Annotated in this window: 17 protein-coding genes and 1 tRNA gene; 8 read left to right on the plus strand and 10 right to left on the minus strand. The window is 70.9% G+C overall.

Going from position 1 to position 17,410, the window contains the following annotated elements; all coding sequences use genetic code 11:
- Positions 1-111: 111 nt before the first annotated feature.
- Positions 112-987 (minus strand): MBL fold metallo-hydrolase, encoded by an 876-nt coding sequence (locus tag ACIBCK_RS15725; protein ID WP_399390471.1) that lies wholly within the window; start codon positions 985-987, stop codon positions 112-114.
- A 159-nt stretch (positions 988-1,146) separates the two neighbouring features.
- Between ACIBCK_RS15725 and ACIBCK_RS15730 the strand changes: the two genes are divergently transcribed.
- Positions 1,147-1,575, plus strand: coding sequence for a MarR family winged helix-turn-helix transcriptional regulator (locus tag ACIBCK_RS15730; RefSeq protein ID WP_399390473.1), 429 nt, complete (start codon positions 1,147-1,149; stop codon positions 1,573-1,575).
- 464 nt (positions 1,576-2,039) lie between these two features.
- On the opposite strand, the gene ACIBCK_RS15735 is transcribed toward ACIBCK_RS15730, so the two are convergent.
- Entirely contained in the window at positions 2,040-2,720 is a 681-nt protein-coding gene (locus ACIBCK_RS15735) for a pentapeptide repeat-containing protein (RefSeq protein ID WP_399390475.1), read from the minus strand.
- 120 nt (positions 2,721-2,840) lie between these two features.
- Between ACIBCK_RS15735 and ACIBCK_RS15740 the strand changes: the two genes are divergently transcribed.
- Positions 2,841-4,040, plus strand: a complete 1,200-nt coding sequence (locus ACIBCK_RS15740) for an FAD-dependent oxidoreductase (protein ID WP_399390476.1) — start codon at positions 2,841-2,843, stop codon at positions 4,038-4,040.
- Between the two features lie 94 nt (positions 4,041-4,134).
- A complete protein-coding gene (locus tag ACIBCK_RS15745; RefSeq protein ID WP_399390478.1) occupies positions 4,135-5,157 on the plus strand; it encodes a zinc-binding dehydrogenase in 1,023 nt (340 codons plus the stop codon).
- A gap of 37 nt (positions 5,158-5,194) precedes the next feature.
- Here the strand turns inward: ACIBCK_RS15745 and ACIBCK_RS15750 are convergent, their stop codons facing one another.
- Together ACIBCK_RS15750 and ACIBCK_RS15755 are read right to left on the minus strand one after the other, a co-directional pair.
- Positions 5,195-5,677, minus strand: coding sequence for a GNAT family N-acetyltransferase (locus tag ACIBCK_RS15750; protein ID WP_399390480.1), 483 nt, complete (start codon positions 5,675-5,677; stop codon positions 5,195-5,197).
- 104 nt (positions 5,678-5,781) lie between these two features.
- On the minus strand, positions 5,782-6,669 hold the full coding sequence (locus tag ACIBCK_RS15755) for an aminoglycoside phosphotransferase family protein (protein ID WP_399390482.1): 888 nt from the start codon (positions 6,667-6,669) through the stop codon (positions 5,782-5,784).
- 34 nt (positions 6,670-6,703) lie between these two features.
- Between ACIBCK_RS15755 and ACIBCK_RS15760 the strand changes: the two genes are divergently transcribed.
- The gene (locus ACIBCK_RS15760; protein WP_399390484.1) at positions 6,704-7,393 is read left to right on the plus strand and encodes a rhomboid-like protein; all 690 of its coding nucleotides are present in this window, start codon (positions 6,704-6,706) and stop codon (positions 7,391-7,393) included.
- Here ACIBCK_RS15760 and ACIBCK_RS15765 read toward each other — a convergent pair.
- A complete protein-coding gene (locus ACIBCK_RS15765) occupies positions 7,371-8,123 on the minus strand; it encodes a DsbA family protein (protein WP_399390486.1) in 753 nt (250 codons plus the stop codon). The genes ACIBCK_RS15760 and ACIBCK_RS15765 overlap by 23 nt on opposite strands.
- A gap of 125 nt (positions 8,124-8,248) precedes the next feature.
- Between ACIBCK_RS15765 and ACIBCK_RS15770 the strand changes: the two genes are divergently transcribed.
- The gene (locus ACIBCK_RS15770) at positions 8,249-9,643 is read left to right on the plus strand and encodes an NAD(P)/FAD-dependent oxidoreductase (RefSeq protein ID WP_399390488.1); all 1,395 of its coding nucleotides are present in this window, start codon (positions 8,249-8,251) and stop codon (positions 9,641-9,643) included.
- Positions 9,644-9,689: 46 nt separating this feature from the next.
- Here the strand turns inward: ACIBCK_RS15770 and ACIBCK_RS15775 are convergent.
- Positions 9,690-9,763 (minus strand) — tRNA-Thr (locus tag ACIBCK_RS15775).
- 202 nt (positions 9,764-9,965) lie between these two features.
- Here ACIBCK_RS15775 and ACIBCK_RS15780 point away from each other — a divergent pair.
- From ACIBCK_RS15780 to ACIBCK_RS15790, 3 genes are all read left to right on the plus strand, one after another.
- Positions 9,966-11,102 (plus strand): ABC transporter ATP-binding protein, encoded by a 1,137-nt coding sequence (locus ACIBCK_RS15780; RefSeq protein ID WP_399390490.1) that lies wholly within the window; start codon positions 9,966-9,968, stop codon positions 11,100-11,102.
- Positions 11,103-11,304: 202 nt separating this feature from the next.
- Positions 11,305-11,760, plus strand: coding sequence for a hypothetical protein (locus ACIBCK_RS15785; RefSeq protein WP_399390492.1), 456 nt, complete (start codon positions 11,305-11,307; stop codon positions 11,758-11,760).
- Between the two features lie 66 nt (positions 11,761-11,826).
- On the plus strand, positions 11,827-12,549 hold the full coding sequence (locus tag ACIBCK_RS15790) for a nucleotidyltransferase family protein (RefSeq protein ID WP_367043303.1): 723 nt from the start codon (positions 11,827-11,829) through the stop codon (positions 12,547-12,549).
- An 87-nt stretch (positions 12,550-12,636) separates the two neighbouring features.
- On the opposite strand, the gene ACIBCK_RS15795 is transcribed toward ACIBCK_RS15790, so the two are convergent.
- From ACIBCK_RS15795 to ACIBCK_RS15810, 4 genes are all read right to left on the minus strand, one after another.
- Positions 12,637-14,280 carry a DoxX family protein gene (locus ACIBCK_RS15795; RefSeq protein ID WP_399390494.1) on the minus strand — a complete coding sequence of 548 codons (1,644 nt, stop codon included), beginning with the start codon at positions 14,278-14,280 and terminating at the stop codon, positions 12,637-12,639.
- Between the two features lie 125 nt (positions 14,281-14,405).
- A complete protein-coding gene (gene rlmB, locus ACIBCK_RS15800; RefSeq protein WP_399390496.1) occupies positions 14,406-15,365 on the minus strand; it encodes a 23S rRNA (guanosine(2251)-2'-O)-methyltransferase RlmB in 960 nt (319 codons plus the stop codon).
- Between the two features lie 134 nt (positions 15,366-15,499).
- Positions 15,500-16,900: a cysteine--tRNA ligase gene (gene cysS / locus ACIBCK_RS15805; protein ID WP_399390498.1), complete on the minus strand. Its 1,401-nt coding sequence runs from the start codon at positions 16,898-16,900 to the stop codon at positions 15,500-15,502.
- 89 nt (positions 16,901-16,989) lie between these two features.
- Positions 16,990-17,394 carry a PPOX class F420-dependent oxidoreductase gene (locus tag ACIBCK_RS15810; RefSeq protein WP_399390500.1) on the minus strand — a complete coding sequence of 135 codons (405 nt, stop codon included), beginning with the start codon at positions 17,392-17,394 and terminating at the stop codon, positions 16,990-16,992.
- Between the last annotated feature and the right edge of the window lie 16 nt (positions 17,395-17,410).

A 17,410-nucleotide genomic window follows, 5' to 3' on the forward strand; every position in this document is an offset into this window, starting at 1 on the left:
GACCCCCCGCGGCCCTCACGCCCCGAACAAGCCTTTCCCACCCACCCACCCGATCACCCCGCATCCGCCCCTGGCCGAACAAGCCTTTCCCACCCACCCGCCCCCTCGCCGTCAGGCGTCCAGGGAACGCCAGGCGGGGCGGTCGCCGTCCGGCCTGACCTCTCCGAACACCACGTCGGCGAAGTGGATACCGAAGCCGATGGTGTCGGGCTCTGTCAGTTCGGCGACGAGTTGGCGGCGATGGGCGGCGGACCGGGCGGGGTCGTGGTCGAAGGTGGTGGACCATTCGGGGTGGTCGACCTGGATCGGGGAGTGCAGGGCATCGCCGAAGGCGATCAGCCGCTGTCCGCCCGAGGTGATGACGTATTCGGCATGTCCGGGAGAGTGGCCGGCGGTGATCCGCATCCGTACGCCCGGGAAGATCTCCTGCCCGTCGGCCACGGTACGAATGCTCGGCGCCAGCCCGGCAACCTCCTGGGCCTCGAGGAGGTCGCGCCGGGCCCATTCCGGTTCGGACACCAGGTAGTCGGCATGGGCGAACGCAGGCCGGTCAGCGCCAGGTGCGGGATGCCAGGCCCAGCCGGTGTGATCGGGATGCAGGTGAGTGAAGGCCACCGCCTCGATCTCCTCGGGCTTGCGCCCGAGTTCGGCCAGGCTGTCCAGGAGCGCGCCCCCGTGAATCGCACCGCGCGGGCCGTCCGGCGCGGGCGGCCAGGACTGCGGCCCGAACCCCGCATCGATCAGCAGGGCGCGGTCGCCGTTCTCCACCAGCAGGCCGCCGATGCTCGCCACCAGGCTGCCGGACTCATCCAGGTACTCGGGATGGGCGGCCCACACGTCGCTGGTGGTGTCGGGGATCAAATCGCCCGGCCGCAGTCGCACCGCTCCGTCCGGCACGTAGGACACCCTCGTGTCGCCCAGCTGCATCGACCGGATGCCTGCTGACCGCCGTAGCCGCTCATCCGGGTCAATCGTGGAACGCGTCATGATCCATCTCCCCTGCTTCTGGTGGGTCGTCGCCGGGCCCCTCGAGGCGACGACGCAACCATAAGCATCAAGTTAGAACCATGCAAGCTAGAACCATGTGAGCTAGAACCATGTGAGCTTGAAATATTCTTGCTTGATGGACTTGGTAGGATGGGATGCATGACGACGCCCTTGGAGCCGCACGCCATCGCCGAGCGAGAGCTGTGCGGCCTGGTGAACGGGTTGGCCCAGCAGATCGCCGACCATGTACGCGCACGCGCCGTCACCCTGGACCTCACTGCTGCCCAGGCGACCGCGCTGCGGGAGATGACCGGGCCGATGACCATGCGGGAGCTCGCCGAACGCATGAGCTGCGAGCCTTCCAACGCCACGTTCGTCATCGACAAGCTGGAGAAACAGGGCCTGGTCGAGCGCCACGCGCACCCCACGGACCGCCGCGCCAAGCTCCTCGTGCTCACCGCAGCGGGCACCGCGTCCCGCGAACGGCTCCTCGAACTACTCGTCCAGGACTCACCGCTGGCCAACCTCAGCTCTGAACAGCAGCGCGCGCTCCAGAGCCTCCTTGAACAAGCCCTCACACGTCCATAGCCGACACCGGCTACGGAATGCAGCCACGCACCCGCAGTCGGCGACGCTCGGGAGGGGACGTGCCGGTATGTCTGCCCGGAGCACGGCTCGCGGCACTCCGTAGCCGAAGCAACCCGACGCCCACCGGACGATAGCGAGGACGGACATACCGGCGCGGCCCCGCACCCGAAGACGGACCAGCCCCGCAGCGACACGCACCCGCAGCCGGCAGCCCACGCGAGGGGACGTGCCGGTATGTCTGCCCGGAGCACGGTTCCCGCAGGCTCCGGAGCCGAAGTAGCCCCACGCCCACCGGACGATAGCGAGGACGGACATACCGGCACGGCCCCGCACCCGAAGACGGACCAGCCCCGCAGGGACCCCGCACCCCCAGACGGGCGAGACCCGCAGCCGCCCCACCCCCCTCGCCCCACCCCCGCAGGGCCCCCGCCCCCAGAAGCGAACCCCACCGCCAAAGCCGGACGCTAGTCCACCCGTACGCCCGCCTGCGCAGCAAACGCCGGCGCCAAGTCCATCAGCTGCGCCGCACTGATCACCGCCCCCGCCAAGCAGTCGATCCCCCGCAGGATGTCCACCTCGGCAGCGGCCCGCAGGTCGACATCCTTCAGGCGGGCCCCGCTGAAATCCGCCCCCTTCAGCACGCAGCCCACGAACTCCACCCGCTCGAGCACCGCCTGCCCGAAGTCCGGCTCCACCAGCACGCACCCCTCGAAGACGACGTCCTTCAACCGCGCCTTCCGCAGGTTCAGATAGTCGATCTTCCCGCCCCGCACGACCACCCGCTCCAGCACACTCCCGTGCAGCTGGACACCCCCCAGCCGCGCGTCCACCACCTCCACGTCCCGCAGCGACGCCTCCGCCAGCTCGGTGCCGACCCCCCGCAGCTCCGTCAGCACGGAGTCCACGAAGCGTGCCCTGCTGAGCCGGGTCTCCGTCACCCCGCAGCCCGTCACCGCGCAGTCCAGGAACAGCGCTCCCCCGCCGTCCTGCCCCGCGAGATCGAGGTCCCGGAACTCGACCCCGTCATAGTCCCCGTCGGGCTCGAGCCCAGCCTCCCCGAACCCCCGCAACGCAGGCAGCCGCACCTCCGGCCGCCGCGCCTTCTTCACTCCCGCCGCATCCCTCGCCGCATCCCTCTGTCCCATCCACCCATCCTGCACCCGCCCACTGACAACGCCCCCGCACCCCATGTCACATCCCGGGCACCCCCGTCCGTCGTACCGAGTGAACGCACCGGCCCCGACACCCCGACAGGAGCCCACCCCATGCCCACCCCCCGAAAGCCCCTCAAGCCCCTCAAGCCCCTCACCATCATCGGCGGCGGCTTCGCCGGCCTCGCCGCGGCCATCAGCGCCGCGGAGTCCGGCGCCCGGGTCACCGTCCACGAGGCCCACCACACCCTCGGCGGCCGGGCCCGCACCGCCGAAGGCGCGTACCGCACGAACGAAGGACCGCACGCCCTCTACAACGGTGGCCCCCACTGGACCTGGCTCAAGCAGCGCGACCTCATCGGCCCCCTCTCCCCCATCCCGCCCCTCGAAGGCACCCGGCTCCGCCTCCACCACCACGGCAGGCTCCGCCGCACCCCACCCCTCGCGATGCTGAAGCTCCTGCGCCGCAAGCCCGAACAGGCGCCGGTGGACCTGGACTTCATGACCTGGGCCACCGCCGAGGTCGGCGAGGAAGGCGCCCGCGCCGCCGCCCACTACATCGCCGTGGCGACGTTCCACCACGACCCCGGCTCCCTCTCCGCCAGGTTCGTGCACGAGCGCCTGCGCCGCGCCACGAAACTGCCCCCGGAGGCGCACTACCCGAGCGGCGGCTGGGGCTCGGTCATCGACCGCATGGCGACACTCGCCTGGAACCTGGGCGTACGCGTGGAGACCCTCTCCCGCGTCGACACCCTCGCGTCCCTCCCCACCGCGGGCCCCGTCGTCGTGGCCACCTCACTCCCCGCGGCCCGCGCGCTCCTCCAGGACGACAGCATCCGGTGGGACAGCGGCCGCACCACCCTCGTCGACGTGGCCCTCACCTCCCGCAAGGGCGACCTCTTCGCGCTCTCCGACCTGGACGGGACCGGCTGGATCGAGCGGTTCACCACCCAGGACCGCAGCCTCGCCCCCGCGGGACAGGAACTCATCCAGGGTCAGGTCCCGCTCTCCCCCGAGGAGTCCAAGGCGGACGGCGCGGCCCGCGCCGACCACCTGCTCGACCTCGGCTTCCCGGGCTGGCGCGAACGCCTGGTCTGGCGGCGCGACGCCGTGTCCAACGGCCGCACCGGCGCGGTGGACCTGCCGGGCACCACCTGGCGCGACCGCCCCGCGATCGACCGCGGCAACGGCGTCTACCTGGCAGGGGACCAGGTCGCGGCGCCCGGCCTGCTCTCCGAGGTCTCCTTCAACAGCGCCATCGAAGCGGTGTCGCTCGCCCTGACCCGGACGAAGCTTGACCTCAAGTCCGCTTGAGGTACGAGGGTGGCGACAACACCGGGAGAACGCACCGCCCACGCCACCTCATCTCGTCACCGCACGCACACCCACCACCCAGGGAGCGCACCCCATGCACGCCATCCGCCTGCACACCTTCGGCCCGGCCGAGCACCTCACGTACGAGGAAGTCCCGGACCCGGCGCCGGCCCCCGGCCAGGTCCGCATCGCGGTGACCGCGGCGGGCGTGCACCTCCTGGACACCGCGATCCGCGAGGGATTCCAGGGCCCGCTGCCCGAACTCCCCGAGCTGCCCACGATCCCGGGCCGCGAAGTGGCAGGCACGGTCGACGCCATCGGCGAGGGAGTCGACGGCAGCTGGCTCGGCAAGCGCGTCGTCGCCCACATCGGCTTCGCCCCCGGCGGCTACGCCGAGCTCGTCGTCACGGAGGCCTCCCGCCTGCACGAGATTCCCGCGAGCCTGGACGACGCACAGGCCGTGGCCCTCATCGGCACGGGCCGTACGACGATGGGAATCCTGCAGTTCGCCGAGCTGACCCCCGACTCCGTGGCCGTCATCCCCGCGGCGGCGGGCGGCATCGGCACGCTCCTGGTGCAGTACGCCAAGCACGCGGACGCCACGGTGATCGGCCTGGCGGGCGGCCCGGAGAAGACAGCCACGGTCGAGGCGAACGGCGCCGACCTGGCCGTCGACTACAAGAACCCGGACTGGCCGGACGAGGTCCGCGCGTTCCTGGCGCAGCTCGGCGGCAGCGGCGTGCCCGGCGCCACCGTGGTCTTCGACGGGGTGGGCGGCGACGCGGGCATGGCCGCCGTGGACCTCCTTGCCCCCGGCGGCGCGCACGTCGTCTTCGGCTGGTCGGGCAAGGGCCTGCACGACGGCGAGCCCCTCACGTTCACCGACGAGCAGCTCGCGGCCCGCGGCATCACCCAACTCAACGTCCTGGGCCCGGAGATGATGCGCAGGGCGGGCAGCGACAACCCGGTCCGCGCCCTGGAGCTCGCGGCGCTCGCCGAAGCGGAGAAGGGCCACTTCACCCCGGCGGTCCAGCGCTACCCCCTGGCGCGGGCGGCAACCGCCCACGCTGACCTGGAGAACCGCCGCACCACGGGCAAGGTGGTACTGATCCCCTGAAGAAGCCCCCCGGCCCCCCGGCCCCCCGCCCCCGCCGCTACTCGGCAGCGGCCCCCAGCCCCGCCAACGCCCCGTCGGTCAGCCGATACACGGTCCACTCGTCCTGCGGCAACGCACCGAGCGACCTGTAGAAGTTGATCGACGGCTCGTTCCAGTCGAGCACGGACCACTCCAGGCGCTCGTAACCCCGCTCCACACAGATCCGCGCGAGCTCGCGCAGCAGCGCCTTCCCGTGCCCGCCGCCGCGCGCCTCGGGCCGTACGTACAGGTCCTCCAGGTAGATCCCGTGCACCCCGCGCCACGTGGAGAAGTTCAAGAACCACAGGGAGAACCCGACGGCCTCCCCCGACACCTCGTCCTCGGCGATGTGCGCGAACGCGGCGGGCCGCTCCCCGAAGAGCGCTTCACGCAGCTGCTCCTCGGAGGCCCTGGCCTCGTCGAGAGCCTTCTCGTACTCGGCGAGGTCGCGGACCATGGCGTGGATGACGGGGACGTCGGCAGGCGTGGCGTGACGAATCATGGCCGCAGGCTAACCAGACCGCACGCCGGGACCAACCCGAGCCCGGAGACCGTCCGCCCGGACCAACCCGCATCCCGAGACCGCCACCCGGACCCACCCGCGTCTCACGCCCCGAGCAGCCGCCGCGCCAGCTCCAGGTCCTCCTCGTCCGGCTCCCGCCCGTCCTCGATCTCCCACAGCGCGTTCTGCAGCACCCGGGCCAAGGTCCAGGCGCGCGCCCGCTCCCTGTCCAGGCCCAGCACCTCGCTCATCGCGTCGAACCGCCACAGCAGGTCGTCCGGGTCGAAGCGGTTGTTGAGCGCGGGCCAGAGGTCGAACCCGGGGTCCCCGGCCAGCGGCTTCGGGTCGATGGCGAGCCACGGTTCGCGCTCGGCCGCGAGGACGTTCTCGAAGTGCAGGTCCCAGTGCAGCAGCCGGTCACCGGGCTCCCCCACGACCTCGCGCAGCGCGCCCCCGCACCGCTCCACGATCGCGCGCCGGGCCGGGTCACGGATCGCCTTCAGGGCCCCGGGCAGGTCGTCGAGCATCTCCCCCGCGATGTCCGCGAGCCGCCGCATGCCCCCGGGCGCGGGCACCGAGGTGAGCCGGGCGAGCAGCTCGGCGATGACGAGGACCGCCTGGTGGGTGTCCTCCATCGTCGACAACATCCGCCCCGAGTCGAGCCGTTCGAGCAGCATCGTGCCCGTCCGGTCGTCGTGTTCGAGCAGCCGCACCGCCCCGTCGCCGTCCCACACCCGAAGCCCCACCGGCTCGCTCTCGGTCTCCTCGTCGAGAAGCTGGAACTTGACCGCGGCCGGGGTGCCGTCCCGCCGCACCACGGGCAGCACGAGCGCGGCCATGCCGTGCATCGAAGGGCCGTCGACCCTCAGGTCCCACCGCTCGACGAACTCCGCCACGCGCGCGGGCAGCGCCGCGATGAAGGCACGTCCCGGCTCCCCCGCGTACGTGTACTGCGACTCGATCAGCTCGTCCGGAATACGAATGTCGATCACGCCCGCGACGCTACCGGCGTGGGTGAATCGCCGCATGGGGATTATCCGGGCCTCCGCCCGCCGCGTCCGGGCGGGCGTCCACGGCATCAGGGCCTACGTCCGCAGCGCTCCGGGAACGTACATCTGGCTCGCGGTCCTCTTCGTCACGACGGTCGCGGTGCACCACATGTCGCCGGAGTTCGAGAAGGACTTCCTGCGCCAGCGCTCCACCAACATCAACGAGCTGTCGCAGCACCCCGTGCGCGTCCTGATCTCCAGCGCGCTCTGGACCGACGGCGGCACCTGGCTGTCGTACGCCGTGCTCTACACCGTCTTCCACGCCACCGCCGAACGCTGGCTCGGCACGGCACGCTGGCTCGCGGTGGCCGCCGCCGCGCACATCGGGGCCACCCTCATCAGCGAGGGCGTGCTCGCGCTCGCGATCCACCACGGCGCCGCCCCGGCCTCGTCCGTCAACACCCTGGACGTGGGCGTGAGTTACGCGCTGGCGGGCGTGATCGCCGTCCTCACGTACTGGGTGCCGAGCCCCTGGAGGTACGCGTACCTCCTGATCGTCCTCGCCGTGTACGGCACTCCGCTGATCACCGGCAGGACCTTCACCGACCTGGGCCACTTCACATCGGTCCTGATCGGTCTCGTCTGCTACCCGCTGACCCGGAGTGCCGTACGCCCCGCACCGAGGAGCTGGGCGGTCAAGAGCCTCAGGAGATCCCGGAGGCCTTGAGCTCCTTGGCGAACGCGTCCTGGTCGAACAGCGAGTTACTGGCCGCCTTCTTGCCGTCGATGACCACGGTCGGCGTGCCCTGCATGCCGTCGTCGGTGAAGGCCTGCATCGCCTCGCCGACCCACTTCTCGTACGTCCCCTTCTGCACGGCCTTGTCGAACTCGGCGCCCCGCAGTCCGTCCACCTTGTCGGCGATCTTCAGCAGGAAGCCGGGCGTGAAGGCGTCCTCGGTCTCGCTCTCGGGCTGGTTGGCGAAGACCGCGGCGTGGTACTGCGGGAACTTGCCCGCATCGACCGAGGCCCGCAGCGCGTTCGCCGCGTTCACCGAGCCGCTGCCGCCGAGGTTCTTGTCGAGGAACGACGCGAGCGTGTACTGGACCTTCACCTTGCCCGCGGCCACCGGCTCCACCAGGGCCTGCGCGCCCGTCTCCTCGAACTTCTTGCAGATCGGGCAGCGCGCGTCCTCGTACAGCTTGACCGTGTGCGCCGCCTTCGGGTCGCCGACCGTGATCACGCCACCCTTCACCGTGGCGGGCGTCTTCGCGAGCGCGTCGGTGCCGGCCGGCGGCTCCTTCACCTCGGGGCCACCAGTGGACGCGGCCCCCGACGCCGAGCCCTTGTCGTCGCCCCCGCCCGTGAGGTCCTCGGGCCCGCAGGCGGCTGCGCCCCCGGCGACGAGTGCGGTGGCGGCCACCGCGGCGACGATGCGCCCGGCCTTGCGTACGGCCATCTGAACAGTCCTCCTGGATCTCGGCACCTGACGCTTCGACATCGCCACGTGCCCGATCAACGTATCGGAACGACCCCCTCCGAACCCCTCCCCAAAGTCCCCACCAGCGCAGTAACGTCCGGCTCATGAGCAGCACGATCAACGGCGGCATCTCGTTCTGGTACACGGACCACGGCACCCCGGCCCCCCGTGAGCCCCTGCCGGGCGACGAGAGTGCCGACGTCTGCATAGTCGGCGGCGGCTACACGGGCCTGTGGACCGCGTACTACCTGAAGAAGGCCGCCCCCTTCCTCCGCATCACCGTCCTTGAGCAGAAGTTCTGCGGCTACGGAGCCTCCGGCCGCAACGGCGGCTGGCTCTACAACGGCATCGCGGGCCGCGACCGCTACGCCCGCCTGCACGGCAGGGAAGCGGCCGTCCGCCTCCAGGAAGCGATGAACGACACGGTCACCGAGGTGATCGAGACGGCGAGGACGGAAGGGATCGACGCCGACATCCACCACGGCGGCGTACTGGAAGTCGCCTACACCCCGGCCCAGTTGGCACGCCTGAAGGAGTTCCACGCAGCGGAGCTCGCGTACGGCGAGAAGGAACGCACGCTGCACGGCGCCCGGGAAACGGCCGACCGCATCCGCGTCGCGGGCGCCGTCGGCTCCACCTGGACCCCGCACGGCGCGCGCCTGCACCCGGTGAAACTGGTGAAGGGCCTGGCGTCGGCGGTCGAGGCACTCGGCGTGACCATCCACGAATCAACACCCGTCACGGAGATCAAGCCGAAACACGCCATCACCCCGTACGGCACGGTCCGCGCCCCATACATCCTGCGCTGCACGGAGGGCTTCACAGCGTCCCTGAAGGGCCAACGCCGCACGTGGCTCCCCATGAACTCCTCCATGATCGCCACAGCCCCCCTGTCCCCCGCCCAGTGGGAATCGATCGGCTGGGAGGGCCGCGAGACGCTCGGCGACATGGCGCACGCGTACATGTACGCCCAGCGCACCGCCGACGGCCGCATCGCACTCGGAGGCCGGGGAGTCCCGTACCGCTACGCCTCAAAAACGGACAACGACGGCCGCACGCAACCCGCCACGATCGAGGCCCTGCGCGAAATCCTGACCCGCTTCTTCCCGCAACTGGCCGGGGTCGAGGTGGCCCACGCCTGGTCGGGCGTACTCGGCGTCCCCCGCGACTGGTGCGCCACGGTCACCCTGGACCGCGCGACGGGCCTCGGCTGGGCGGGCGGCTACGTCGGCTCGGGCGTCGCCACCGCCAACCTCGCGGCCCGCACCCTGCGCGACCTGGTCCAACAGGACTCGGGCCAGGCGGGCCCCACGGACCTCACGACCCTCCCCTGGGTCAACCACAAGGTCCGCAAGTGGGAGCCGGAGCCGTTCCGCTGGATCGGCGTCCAGGGCATGTACGCGACGTACCGCAACGCGGACCGCCAAGAACTCACCACGCCGACCGCCAGCGCCCCCCGCCTGGCCCGCATCGCAGACCGCCTGTCGGGCCGCCACTAGAGGGACCACCAGGCGGGCCGGCCAGCCGGGCCAACACAAGAAAAAGAGCCCCCTGTCGGATTCGAACCGACGACCTACGCATTACAAGTGCGTTGCTCTGGCCATCTGAGCTAAGGAGGCGTGCACCGACGTGCCCGAGCAGTGTAACCAACACCGGGCGTGCCTCCGTCGAAAATTTCCTCGAAGGTCACCGCGCCCCGACTACTGACAGACGGACGGCCCCCGGGGTACCGTCCGAGCAGTTCACTCAGGTGGACTACACCACTCCTCTCTTTACAACGGATCGTCCGGCACGTTCCTGCCGGTGAAGGGGGCCCTCACCATGGCCACTGTTTCGTTCGACAAGGCGACCCGCATCTACCCGGGTGGCGACAAGCCCGCCGTCGACCAGCTGGAGCTCGACGTCGCGGACGGCGAGTTCCTCGTCCTCGTCGGTCCCTCCGGCTGCGGAAAGTCCACCTCCCTGCGCATGCTCGCGGGCCTGGAGGACGTGAACGCCGGAGCCATCCGCATCGGCGAGCGCGACGTCACGCACCTGCCGCCCAAGGACCGGGACATCGCCATGGTGTTCCAGAACTACGCGCTCTACCCGCACATGACGGTCGCCGACAACATGGGCTTCGCCCTGAAGATCGCGGGCGTCAACAAGGCCGAGATCCGCCAGAAGGTCGAGGACGCGGCGAAGATCCTCGACCTCACGGACTACCTGGCCCGTAAGCCGAAGGCGCTCTCCGGTGGTCAGCGCCAGCGCGTCGCGATGGGCCGTGCCATCGTGCGTGAGCCGCAGGTCTTCCTCATGGACGAGCCGCTGTCGAACCTCGACGCCAAGCTCCGTGTCTCCACGCGTACGCAGATCGCCAGCCTCCAGCGGCGCCTGGGCATCACCACCGTCTACGTCACCCACGACCAGGTCGAGGCCATGACCATGGGTGACCGCGTGGCCGTACTGAAGGACGGGCTCCTCCAGCAGGTGGACAGCCCCCGCAACATGTACGACCGCCCGGCCAACCTCTTCGTCGCGGGCTTCATCGGCTCCCCCGCCATGAACCTCGTCGAGGTCCCGATCACCGACGGCGGCGTGAAGTTCGGCAACTCCGTCGTGCCGGTCAACCGCGAGGCGCTGTCCGCCGCCGCCGACAAGGGCGACCGCACGGTCACCGTCGGCGTCCGCCCGGAGCACTTCGACATCGTCGAGCAGGACGGCACCACGGCGAAGTCCCTCTCGAAGGAGACCGAGGACGCCCCCGCGGGCCTCGCCGTCTCCGTGAACGTCGTCGAGGAGCTCGGCGCCGACGGATACGTCTACGGCTCCGCGGAGGTCGGCGGCGAGCACAAGGACCTCGTGGTCCGCGTGAACGGCCGCCGGGTCCCGGAGAAGGGCACGCAGCTGCACGTCGTGCCCCGTCCGGGCGAGATCCACGTGTTCTCGACGTCGACGGGCGAGCGCCTCACCGACTGACGATCCCGCTCACCAGCAAGGACAGGGCCCCGCACTCCGGTGCGGGGCCCTGTGCGTGCGCCCGCGTTGTCGACAAATACCCCGGCAGACCGGTCATTTCGCCTGGCGCGCGTCAACACCGCTCCAAAGAAACCTCAATCTCCGTCGCTCGACCGAGTGACGTAATGTCGCCAAATCATCACCGACCGCTACGCTCACTCGCGTGACGCACTCCGCCAACTACACCCAGAAGCCGCGCCGAGCCCACCGGGGCCCCGCCCGCCGCATCGGCCGCACGCTCGCCCTCGTCCTGCCCGTGATGCTGGTGCTCTCCGGGACCCTCGCGGTCACCAGCGTCAACTGGTCCCAGAGCTCCTCGGATTCGATGCTCACCGCATCCGCCGACGATCTCTCCGCACCGGCCAAGTCCCGCGCGCCGCAGGACATCCTGCGCGACCGGCTTCTCCTGGAGCTCCAGGAGAGGAACCCGGGCGTCGCGCTCACCCACCTCCAGCAGGAGGTGAACCGCCACCCGTCGCTCGCCAAGCACTGTGTCTCCATCGCCCGTGCCCTCGGCCGCGCGGCCGTCCGGGCGTACGGCCCGACACGCGCCCAGTCGTATTCCCGCCCGGTCTGCGACACGTCGTTCGCGACAGGTGTCGCCGCGCAGTCGTCTTGAGCCGTCCGGCGACGGAGGACAGGGGTCCGGGTCGGAGTACCGTCACGTCCGCATATCGTGCGGTGCATGACCTCTGACCCGCACCCCGTCCAAGCCGTCGTCCTGGCCGGAGGCCAAGGCTCGCGCCTCCGTCCGTACACCGACGACCGGCCCAAGCCGATGGTCGAGATCCCCGGCACGGGGACCCCGATCATCGGCCATCAGCTTTCCTGGCTCGCGGCCGAGGGCGTGACGGACGCGGTCGTCTCCTGCGGCCATCTCGCCGAAGTCCTCCAGGAGTGGCTGGAGTCGGCGGACCTCCCCCTGAACGTCACCACGGTGGTCGAGAACGAACCCCTGGGGCGCGGTGGAGGCCTGAAGTACGCCGCCCGCCACCTCCCGCACGCGGACCGCCCCTGGTACGCGACGAACGGCGATATCTGGACCCGCTTCTCGCTGCGCGACATGGCGGCCTTCCACGCCGAGCGCGACGCCACCGCGACCCTCGCCCTTGCTCGCCCCCGCATTCCGTGGGGCGCCGTCGAGACGGATGCGTTCGGCCACATCACGGACTTCATCGAGTCCCCGCCGTCGCCCTACCTCATCAACGCGGGCGTGTACGTCTTCTCCGCCTCCTTCACCGCGCTCCTGCCGGACCGCGGCGACCACGAGCGCACCACGTTCCCGCGTCTGGCCCGCGAGAAGAGCCTGGCGGGCTTCCCGCTGCCGCAGGGCGCCTACTGGCGGGCGATCGACACCGCGAAGGACCTCACCGAGGCGGCCAAGGAGCTTGCGGGCAAGGAGGGTTGAGCCCTTCCGCCGCCCTACGTACGTACGCCGAGGGGCCCCGCACAGTGACTGTGCGGGGCCCGTCGGTGTTCAGGAAGACCGGGCGGGTCAGCCGCCGCCCAGGAGGCCGCCCACGAGCCGGCCGTTGCCGCCGCCCGTGCTGCCGCCGCTCGTACCGCCCTCGGGCGCCGCGCCACCGGTGCCGCCGCCGCTGGACGTGGGTCCCGCGGTGGCCGACGTCGGAGGCTGCTGGGGCGAGGTCTGCTGCGGGGGAGCCTGACCGGTGGTGCCCTGGGTCTGGCTCGGCTGCTGCTGGCCGGTGCCCGCGGCAGCGGACTCGCGCGCCGCACCCGGAGTGGTCGCCGTGGCGCCCTGGGTGGGGCTCGCGGAACTGCCCCGCGTCGGCGTCCCCGACCCGGAGGCCGTGGGGCTCTGCGACTGGCCCTGGCGCTGCTGCTGCTTCTTCCCCGGCTCTCCGGGGAGCGGTGAGCCCGGCAGTTCGTTGCGCGGGGCCTCGCCGGGTCCCGGCACGGTCACGCGGTCGGCGTCCCGGACGGCGCCGCCGAGCATCGAACCGATCAGGAGTGTGAGCCCGACGACGAGCCCTCCGATGAGGGCACCGCGCCGCAGCACTCGGCGCCGCAGCTCCCAGATGTCCACGCGCGGCCCGAGCCTCCGCCAGGCCTCGCCCGCGAGACGTCCGTCGACGGAGTAGACGGGGGCGCCGGCGATGATCAGCGGCGACCATGCGGCCAGATAGATGATGTCCGGCGCGTCGTAGGCGGGGACGGTCTTCCAGCTGACGGTGACGATGAGCGCGGCGGACAGGAGCACGCCGATGCCGGCCGCGACCCGCTGCCAGAGACCGAGCACCGTCAGCACGCCGACGATGATCTGCAGGAAGGCGATGCAGAGCCCGGCGCCCACCGGGTGCGAGAGGGCGAAGTCCCGCAGCGGCTCCGCCAGCGCCCAGGGGTGCAGGGAGTTGAGCCACTTGACCATGGAGCCGCGGTCGCCGCCGTCGAAGTACACGGGGTCGCAGAGCTTGCCCATGCCGGCGTAGATGGAGATGAACCCGAGGAAGACGCGCAGCGGAAGCAGCACGACGCCGAGGTTCATGCGGCGGCCGGGGTAGTAGGCGTGCCGCACGGGGTCGGCCCCGTGCCGCCGTACGACCTGGCGCTCGCCCGTGTCGTCGAAGTCGTCGCCGAAGTCGTCGTCCCTGTAGGGAAGTTGTTCGTCGAGATCGCTCTCCGGCATCGGCATGCGCGGAATGAGCCGGGTCCCGGGGTCGGGATGACGGGGGCCGATGACGGCAGGCGTGGCCTGCGTACTCTCGAGATCGTCCTCGTCGATGCGTGGGATGACCTGCGTGGCACCTCCGTCGTCGTAGGAGGAGCCGCCTGCCTCGGCCGAATGGCGCACGCCGGTTCCACGCACCGCTTGCAGCAGTCCGGTGGCTCCGGGATCGCCGGGTTCCGACTTCCCGCTCCAGACGACGGGCGTGCGGCGCCGGGCTGCGGAGCCGGCGGCGGGGATACGCACGGTGTCATCGGCATTGCTCAAGTGCCGTGCGATACGCGGGGATTGGGTCCGCTGCGCGGTGGGGAGCTGCACGCGGAAGCTTGCGTGATTCACGATGACCTGGGCCGGGTCGCTCGGCACCTTCACCATGCTCAGCGCGGGAGCTTCGTCGAACCCTGACGAGCTTCCCCCCGTGGGATTGCGGGGCGTTCTGGTGTCCACACTCATCTAACCGAGTGATGTGTGTTTAGGACACTGCCTTGACCGCGCGGAAATGTCCGGACCGCGTCAAGATCTTCCCCGGGCGCCGGCCGGCCCTGTTACCGCGGGCCGGCCGACGTCCGGGGGGCGGATCAACTCCGGCGCCTGGACGCCTCGTAGAGCACGACGCCCGCCGCGACACCGGCGTTCAGGGACTCCGTGCCGCCCGGCATGGGGATCCGCACGCGGTAGTCGCAGGTCTCGCCGACCAGCCGCGAGAGACCCTTGCCCTCGCTGCCGATGACGATGACGACGGGACCGGAGAGCGCTTCGAGGTCGCCGACCTCGTGCTCGCCGTCCGCCGCGAGCCCGACGATCGCGAGCCCGGCCTTCTTGTACGACTCCAGGACGCGGGTCAGGTTCGTGGCCCGCGCCACGGGTGTACGGGCCGCGGCGCCGGCGGCCGTCTTCCACGCGCCCGCGGTCATGCCCGCCGCCCGGCGCTCGGGGACGACGACGCCGTGCCCGCCGAAGGCGGAGGCCGAGCGCACCACGGCGCCGAGGTTCCGCGGGTCCGTCACACCGTCGAGCGCGACAATCAGCGGGTCCTCGCCCTGGTCGTACGCGGCGGCGGCGAGCTCCTCGGGGTGCGCGTACTCGTAGGGCGGCACCTGGAGCACGAGGCCCTGGTGGTTGAGCCCGTTGGTCATGCGGTCCAGCTCGGGGCGGGGGGCCTCCATGAGGTGGATGCCGCCGCGCTCACCGGCGATCTGCAGCGCCTCGCGGACGCGCTCGTCGTTGTCGATGAACTGCTGGACGTAGAGCATCGAGGCGGGCACGCCCTCGCGCAGCGCCTCGACGACCGAGTTACGGCCGACGACCATCTCGGAGGTGCCCTTGCCGCGGCCCTTCACGGGGCTGGGGCGGCGGCTGCCACCGGGTCCGCCGGAGGCCTTCTTGGCCGCGGCGTTGGCGATGCGGTTCTTCTTGTGTCCCTTGCGCGCCTCGGCGGGCGGCGTCGGGCCCTTGCCCTCAAGGCCGCGGCGCCGATTTCCACCGCTGCCGACCTGCGCGCCCTTCTTGCCGGACATGCGGCGGTTGTTAGCGGCCATGACCTACCTGTCTCTGTGTTGCGTGCGGCTGCCTGCGTGCTGCATGGCGGCCCACTGCGTGACTGCGTACGTATATGAAGTGTGCCGCCCGGGTCGCCGGGCGGCACATCGCGAGCCCTGACGGCCCCGGACGCTCAGCGCGGGCCGAGAGTCCACCGCGGTCCGGTCGGGCCGTCCTCGATGACGAGGCCCGACTGGTTGAGCTGGTCGCGGATGGCGTCGGCGGTGGCCCAGTCCTTGCGGCCACGCGCCGCCTCCCGCTGCTGGAGGACGAGACGTACGAGCGTGTCGACGACCCCGTGGAGGTCCTCGCCGCGGTCGCTCTCACCGGCCCACTGCGGGTCGAGCGGGTCGAGGCCGAGGACGCCCAGCATGGCCCGCACCTCGGCGAGCCGCTCCACCGCGGCTTCCTTGTCGTCAGCGGCCAGGGCGGAATTACCCTGCCGGACCGTCGTGTGCACGATGGCGAGCGCCTGCGGGACGCCCAGGTCGTCGTCCATCGCGTCGGCGAAGGCGGGCGGCACCTGGGAGGCGGGCTCCACGACGCCCCCTGCCTTCTCCACCACGCGCTGTACGAAGCCCTCGATCCGCGCGAACGCGGACTCGGCCTCGCGCAGGGCCTCCTCGCTGTACTCGATCATCGAGCGGTAGTGCGGGGTGCCCAGGTAGTAGCGAAGGACGATCGGGCGCCACTTCTTGACCATCTCGGACACGAGGACGGAGTTGCCGAGCGACTTCGACATCTTCTCGCCGCTCATGGTGACCCAGCCGTTGTGCACCCAGTACCGCGCGAACGCGTCGCCGAAGGCCTTGGCCTGCGCGATCTCGTTCTCGTGGTGCGGGAAGATCAGGTCGATGCCGCCGCCGTGGATGTCGAACTCACGGCCGAGGTACTTGTGGGCCATGGCCGAGCACTCCAGGTGCCAGCCGGGACGGCCGCGGCCCCACGGGGTCTCCCAGCTGGGCTCCCCCTCCTTGGCCCGCTTCCACATGGCGAAGTCACGCGGGTCGCGCTTGCCGGTCTCGCCCTCGCCCTCGGGCTGCAGGAGGTTGTCGAGCTCCTGGTTGGACAGCTCCAGGTAGCCGGGGAAGGACTTCACGTCGAAGTAGACGTTGCCGTCCGCCTCGTACGCGTGGCCGCGCTCGATCAGGCCGCGCATCATCTCGACCATCTCGGTGATGTGACCGGTGGCACGCGGCTCGTAGGTGGGCGGCAGGCAGCCGAGGACGTCGTAGCCGTCGTTGAAGGCGCGCTCGTTCTCGTACCCGATCGACCACCACGGGCGGCCCTGCTCGGCCGACTTCCGGATGATCTTGTCGTCGATGTCCGTGACGTTGCGGATGAAGGTGACGTCATAGCCGCGGTGGTCGAACCAGCGCCGCATGATGTCGAAGTTGAGGCCCGACCGGATGTGTCCGATGTGCGGGGCCGCCTGCACCGTCGCGCCGCACAGGTAGATCGAGACACAACCGTCGGTGAGCGGGCTGAAGTCTCGGATCTGCCGGGCGCTGGTGTCGTACAGGCGAATCGTCACTACACCAGGGTAGTGGTCGCAGGGCAGTGCCCTGCGACCTCCGGGGTCAACAGGGCACGGAACTGTGACACGCGCGGGCGCGAGAGGCCTCAGATGCGGCCGACGACCTTGCGCGGAGTGACGCGGACGACGACGCGGGGCGCCTCGTTCACGGAGGACGGGTTGAACTCGGCGTACTTGAGGCCGGTGTACTTCAGGGCCAGCTCGTCGATCAGCTCCCGCCCGCCCTCGGTGGTCATCGTCGCCTCGCCGCGGATCTCGGCGTACGTGTACGGGGCGTCGAAGGGCTGGAGGAGCACCGTGACGCGGGGGTCGCGGCGCAGGTTCTTCGCCTTGCGGCGGTCGATCGTGGTGGAGAAGAGCAGGTCGTCGCCGTCGCGCTTCACCCAGACCGGTGAGAGCTGGGGGCTGCCGTCGGGCTGGATGGTGGCGACGGAGACGAACACGGGGGTGTCGAGCAGGGCCTTGAGCTTGTCGGACAGTTCGGCGGGCATGGGGCGCCTCTCTCGT

Origin of the sequence: Streptomyces sp. NPDC051218, assembly GCF_044455475.1 — a bacterium.
Taxonomy (GTDB): domain Bacteria; phylum Actinomycetota; class Actinomycetes; order Streptomycetales; family Streptomycetaceae; genus Streptomyces.

What these genes read in the sequence shown, in the direction of transcription:
- ACIBCK_RS15740 (WP_399390476.1), top strand. Translation starts at nt 2,841, where the DNA reads ATGCCCACCCCCCGAAAGCCCCTCAAGCCCCTCAAGCCCCTCACCATC.
- ACIBCK_RS15760 (WP_399390484.1), top strand. Translation starts at nt 6,704, where the DNA reads ATGGGGATTATCCGGGCCTCCGCCCGCCGCGTCCGGGCGGGCGTCCAC.
- ACIBCK_RS15795 (WP_399390494.1), bottom strand. Translation starts at nt 14,280, where the DNA reads ATGAGTGTGGACACCAGAACGCCCCGCAATCCCACGGGGGGAAGCTCG.
- ACIBCK_RS15725 (WP_399390471.1), bottom strand. Translation starts at nt 987, where the DNA reads ATGACGCGTTCCACGATTGACCCGGATGAGCGGCTACGGCGGTCAGCA.
- ACIBCK_RS15735 (WP_399390475.1), bottom strand. Translation starts at nt 2,720, where the DNA reads ATGGGACAGAGGGATGCGGCGAGGGATGCGGCGGGAGTGAAGAAGGCG.
- ACIBCK_RS15770 (WP_399390488.1), top strand. Translation starts at nt 8,249, where the DNA reads ATGAGCAGCACGATCAACGGCGGCATCTCGTTCTGGTACACGGACCAC.
- ACIBCK_RS15750 (WP_399390480.1), bottom strand. Translation starts at nt 5,677, where the DNA reads ATGATTCGTCACGCCACGCCTGCCGACGTCCCCGTCATCCACGCCATG.
- ACIBCK_RS15780 (WP_399390490.1), top strand. Translation starts at nt 9,966, where the DNA reads ATGGCCACTGTTTCGTTCGACAAGGCGACCCGCATCTACCCGGGTGGC.
- rlmB (WP_399390496.1), bottom strand. Translation starts at nt 15,365, where the DNA reads ATGGCCGCTAACAACCGCCGCATGTCCGGCAAGAAGGGCGCGCAGGTC.
- ACIBCK_RS15730 (WP_399390473.1), top strand. Translation starts at nt 1,147, where the DNA reads ATGACGACGCCCTTGGAGCCGCACGCCATCGCCGAGCGAGAGCTGTGC.
- ACIBCK_RS15810 (WP_399390500.1), bottom strand. Translation starts at nt 17,394, where the DNA reads ATGCCCGCCGAACTGTCCGACAAGCTCAAGGCCCTGCTCGACACCCCC.
- ACIBCK_RS15745 (WP_399390478.1), top strand. Translation starts at nt 4,135, where the DNA reads ATGCACGCCATCCGCCTGCACACCTTCGGCCCGGCCGAGCACCTCACG.
- ACIBCK_RS15790 (WP_367043303.1), top strand. Translation starts at nt 11,827, where the DNA reads ATGACCTCTGACCCGCACCCCGTCCAAGCCGTCGTCCTGGCCGGAGGC.
- ACIBCK_RS15765 (WP_399390486.1), bottom strand. Translation starts at nt 8,123, where the DNA reads ATGGCCGTACGCAAGGCCGGGCGCATCGTCGCCGCGGTGGCCGCCACC.